Here is a 4,597-nt window from a genome sequence, read left to right on the forward strand (position 1 = left end):
ACGAAAAGTAAAATCTCTGTATTTGGCTCGTAGTTGCGCTTTAGCGCTAAAGCGCAACTACGAGCCAATGATGATTATTTGCGCCCACTTACTTATAAAATTTATCTATTTCACTTTTAACCAACTAAATATATCTGCTGGCGTAATTTGCCAATCTGTTAATACATCAAGAACAGTCAATTTATCATTATTATATTTTACTTCTGGTAATTTATTAGGTTGAAATACCATCACCGATTTATCGTTAGAGTCAATAAACCAACCTAATTTAGTACCATGATTAATGCAAAAAATAATTTTATCAATCACCCGGTTAGGAAATTGGTCAGGTGATAAAATTTCAATTATCCAATCTGGATAAATTTTAAACTTATTGGCAATTTCCCCATCTTCATCAACAATAAGGCGTGACCACTCAAATACAGCAATATCTGGAACTAAAGAACGTCCTCCAAATGTGCAGCGTAATTCAGTTAACGCTAAAGCTTTTTTTTCAGGTTCGCTTACCTGATTAATCTCGGTTGATAAACGAGTTTGAATTCTGCTATGTTTTACCTGCGGCATTGGTTTTTGGTAGATTTTTGCATCAATATATTCACTAGCTGGTTTAGTCTCTGGTAATTGCAGAAAAGCTGTTAAAGAAATATTAGATGATAATATAACCATAAAAATTACTCCTAAAATAATTTAATTATATCTTTAAAACAATGTATTTCATGCAATTGAGAACCGCTATAATCACCAGTTTTACCCAATGCTAAAAAATAGAGCAGTTGCATAATTTGTAGGTAGACGTAATTAAACATAAATAAGAAAAAACCTCACCCTCAATCCCTCTCGGTGAGTTCGGAGAGGGAAGCCGGATAGAGGGTGAGGTTTTATATTTAATTTGACCCACTTACTTAGATATTTTCTACCTATCCACAGACCCCATAATTATGTCAACACTACCGAGGATGACCACAATATCTGCAACCTTCATGCCCCGCAGTAAATGTGGGACAATCTGAAGGTTGTTGAAATCTGCGGCGCGAATCTTCCAACGTGCAGGGAAGACGTTATCATCGCCAACTAAATAAATTCCCAATTCACCTTTGCCACTTTCGACACGGGCGTAGATTTCACCCTTGGGAATCTTGAAAGTCGGGGAAACTTTTTTACCGATGAATTGATAATCAAATGCGTCCCACTCAGATTTTTTACCTGCGGCTAAACGCTTGGCTTCCAGATTTTCGTAAGGGCCGCCAGGAAGTCCTTTAATTGCTTGGCGAAGAATCTTCACAGATTCGCGCATTTCCCGCATCCGCACCACGTAACGGGCAAAGCAATCACCGGCGGTTTCCCACTGCACATCCCAGTCGAAATCGTCGTAGCATTCGTAATGGTCAACTTTCCGCAAATCCCATTGCACGCCAGATGCGCGTAACATTGGGCCAGAAAGTCCCCAGTTAATTGCTTCTTCACGGGTTATAGTCCCAAGACCCTCAACACGTCGCCGGAAGATGGGGTTATCAGTTACTAAGCGTTCGTACTCATCAACTTTGGGTATTAAGTAGTCGCAGAATTCCAGACACTTATCTACCCAACCGTAAGGTAAATCGGCTGCTACTCCACCAACGCGGAAGTAATTGTTGTTTACCATCCGATAACCTGTGGCGGCTTCCCACAAATCATAAATCATCTCCCGTTCGCGGAATTGGTAAAAGAAGGGAGTTTGAGCGCCGACGTCAGCGAGGAAGGGGCCAAACCACAGCAAGTGGTTAGCGATGCGGTTCAACTCCAGCATGATGACGCGGATGTAGCTAGCGCGTTTGGGGACAGCCACACCTGCAAGCTTTTCTGGGGCGTTGACAGTGACGGCTTCGTTGAACATTCCCGCCGCGTAGTCCCAGCGACTAACGTAAGGGACGTACATTACATTAGTCCGGTTTTCGGCGATTTTTTCCATTCCCCGGTGCAAATAGCCGATAACTGGTTCACAGTCAACGACATCCTCGCCATCCAGAGTCATGATTAGCCGCAGAACCCCGTGCATTGAGGGGTGGTGTGGCCCCATGTTTAGCACCATTGGTTCAGTGCGGGTTTCTAGTCTGGTCATAGATTTCGTGTTCTCCCGTTGTGTTCGCGTAGCGTGCTGAAGGCAAATTTTGAATTGAACCGCTCTAGATGCCAACTAGACCCAATTTATCTTGTTTGTCAAGCCAAAGTAAGGGTTGTGGATTGACGGGGAGACGCGGTGGGTAGGTTGGTGAAAAAGTGACAGAGGAGGGATTTGATTTGATGTTTCATTTTGTTGCACTTCTTCAACTATTATATGGAAGCTCGATATGCACTTAATTAAGGCATCGAATTTTTTTATCTCATGCTGCTGGAATTAGCGGACGGGGTGAAAGAAAATGGTTTTTTCAATGATTACTATTGAATTCTGAGTTTTTACGTAAGCCATCAAGATATTGTGTCAGTTATATTACAGTTTTATGAAACTGATACATATCTATGACTTTCAATCAAGAGCGTTTTGATAAGCTAATTCAGAAGTTAGAAGTTTTTGCAAATAAACAACCACATCTTTATAAATTGCACGTTGCTTTTTTGGCTACTTTGGGCTACGCATATATATTTTTGGTTCTAGCTGTAACGTTAACTCTGCTGGTAAATATTATCTTTTTGATAGTTAACACTCAGTCAATTTCTAACTTATCTTTGACAGGTCTTTTGTTTTTGCTGACGTTAGCATTTGTATTGCTGCGATCGCTTTGGGTTTCTTTTCCCCCACTTACAGGTTTACCACTGCAACCCAAAGATGTACCCAATCTCTATTCTTTAATTAACGAAATCTCATTGAAGCTACAAGCCCCACGATTTCACCACATTCTGCTGACCAACAATTTTAATGCATCGGTTGTCCAAAGACCACGCTTAGGTTTGCTGGGATGGCAGCAAAATTACTTAATTGTGGGTTTACCACTCATGCTAGCACTGCCACCTGAACAATTTCGTGCCGTCTTAGCCCATGAACTAGGGCATTTATCAGGAAATCACAGCCGTTTTAGTGGCTGGATTTATCGCCAACGTGAAACTTGGTATCGCATTGTTACAGGACTCCGACAAAGTGGACATGAAATATTATCGTTAGTTTTTCAACTGTTTTTGATATGGTACATCCCATTTTTTAATGCCTATTCCTTTGTGTTGGCACGGATGAACGAATATGAAGCAGATAGATGTGCTGTTGATTTAACGCGAAAACAAAATACTGCTAAAGCTTTGATAAATACAAAGGTGAAAGCTAGATTTTTAGAAATATATTTTTGGTCTAGTATCTATAAACAGTTAGAAACAGAAATTGAACCACCAAAAATGACTTATATGGCTATGCAACAGGCTTTAAGCCAGACACTTAATCAGGAAATTACAAGTGCTTATTTAATTGAAGCATTAACAGAAAAAACCACTAATACTGATACTCACCCTTGCTTGAAAGATAGATTAAAAGCCTTGGGATATATCCCCGATTTTCAGCAAGAAGCTGCTATATTTTCAGGAATGGAAATCAGTGCAAGACAAGAGTTCTTAGGAGATAAATTAGAAAAATTCATTGATTATTTTAGTTAAGATTGGCGAGAAAAAATAGCAACATCTTGGAGACAAGAATATGCTAAACTTCAAAAACAGATAGCTAAATTAAAAGATTTAAATCACAAATCGCAAAAACAACAGTTAACCCTAGAAGAAGCTATTCAACAAGCACTTTTGACCTTAGAATTTCAGAGTGAAGACTCTGTTATACCTCTATTACAAGAAATTATTCATCGTGATACTTACCTTGCATCAGCTAATTATTTATTAGGTAAAATATTATTAAAAAAACAAGATGCAACTGGAATAAAATATATTGAAATGGCAATAGAGCAAGACTCAAGTATAGTTATAGGAGGTTGTCAGATGATTTGCAATTTTCTTAAAAACCAAGGAAAAAACAATGAAGCAAAGTCTTATCAAGAACGTGCAGACAATCATAGTAAATTAATTTTAAAATCGCAGCAAGAGCGCTCTAATTTGAAAATAGATGATAAATTGAAAACTCATAATATCTCAGATATAGAGGTAGATAAGCTTCGTCAGCAGCTATCTCATTACCCCCAGATAATAACTGCTTATTTAGTTCAAAAAATCTGCAATATTTTCCTGAAAAACCACTTTATGTTCTAGCTGTGAAGCGTGGATTTAGCTTTTGGGAAGGTAGTCGTATTTATGAAGCCGATAGCTCTAAACTTGTGGATAGCTTATTAGAGGAAAATGAATTGCTCGGAAATATGTTCATTTTTATTCTAAATAGCAATTTAAATATGGAGAAAAAATTAAAATGGATACCAAATTCGATGATTTACCAGAAGAAAGGTAAAAAATAGTCAACTTAAGCCCCAGCGAATGGAATTCGCGGCTACACAAACTCTCGTCCGCCTACGCAAACTAAAGAAAAATTGAGTGTTTGAAACCCACGGAGGCAGGGCTATTTCATTCTATTTTTACGGCAGTTTTTAGGAATCTTTTTCAGAAAAATAAGAATTTAAACGCGATTTAAGTTGAGAACCGT

The 4,597-nt window shown here is 38.5% G+C and carries 4 protein-coding genes; 2 read left to right on the forward strand and 2 right to left on the reverse strand.

Features of this window, described 5'->3' with window-relative positions; translation table 11 throughout:
• Window positions 1–105: 105 nt before the first annotated feature.
• Together V7K73_RS03665 and V7K73_RS03670 are read right to left on the reverse strand one after the other, a co-directional pair.
• Entirely contained in the window at window positions 106–666 is a 561-nt protein-coding gene (locus V7K73_RS03665; RefSeq protein WP_334877232.1) for a Uma2 family endonuclease, read from the reverse strand.
• Window positions 667–913: 247 nt separating this feature from the next.
• The gene (locus tag V7K73_RS03670) at window positions 914–2,098 is read right to left on the reverse strand and encodes an NAD(P)H-quinone oxidoreductase subunit H (RefSeq protein ID WP_334877234.1); all 1,185 of its coding nucleotides are present in this window, start codon (window positions 2,096–2,098) and stop codon (window positions 914–916) included.
• Window positions 2,099–2,496: 398 nt separating this feature from the next.
• On the opposite strand from V7K73_RS03670, the gene V7K73_RS03675 reads away from it, so the two are divergent.
• Entirely contained in the window at window positions 2,497–3,615 is a 1,119-nt protein-coding gene (locus V7K73_RS03675; protein ID WP_334877235.1) for a M48 family metallopeptidase, read from the forward strand.
• Between the two features lie 138 nt (window positions 3,616–3,753).
• Window positions 3,754–4,212 (forward strand): hypothetical protein, encoded by a 459-nt coding sequence (locus tag V7K73_RS03680; RefSeq protein WP_334877236.1) that lies wholly within the window; start codon window positions 3,754–3,756, stop codon window positions 4,210–4,212.
• The last annotated feature ends 385 nt before the right edge of the window (window positions 4,213–4,597 follow it).

The sequence above is a fragment of the Nostoc sp. genome, assembly GCF_036916975.1.
Taxonomy (GTDB): domain Bacteria; phylum Cyanobacteriota; class Cyanobacteriia; order Cyanobacteriales; family Nostocaceae; genus Nostoc.